Annotated in this window: 1 protein-coding gene; it reads left to right on the plus strand. The window is 70.1% G+C overall.

Features of this window, described 5'->3' with window-relative positions:
* A partial coding sequence (locus FLQ44_RS11035; RefSeq protein ID WP_147694437.1) for a diguanylate cyclase domain-containing protein occupies positions 1-251 on the plus strand: 251 nt, incomplete at both ends.

Below are 251 nucleotides of genomic sequence, written 5' to 3' on the forward strand. Positions count from 1 at the left end.
CTACGTGTGGGTGGTCAGCGACATCACCGACCGCAAGCGCGCCGAGCAGGAACTGCGCTACCTCGCCAACTACGACACCCTGACCGGCCTGCCCAACCGCAGCCTGCTGTCCGAGCGCCTGGCCCGCGCGGTGGTGCGTGCGCGCCGCCAGGGCACCCGCGTCGCGGTGCTGTTCCTCGATCTCGACCGCTTCAAGGACGTCAACGATTCGATGGGCCACGCCGCCGGCGACCGCATCCTGAAGTCGGCGG

Origin of the sequence: Vogesella mureinivorans (assembly GCF_007644035.1) — a bacterium.
GTDB classification, from domain to species: Bacteria; Pseudomonadota; Gammaproteobacteria; order Burkholderiales; family Chromobacteriaceae; genus Vogesella; species Vogesella mureinivorans.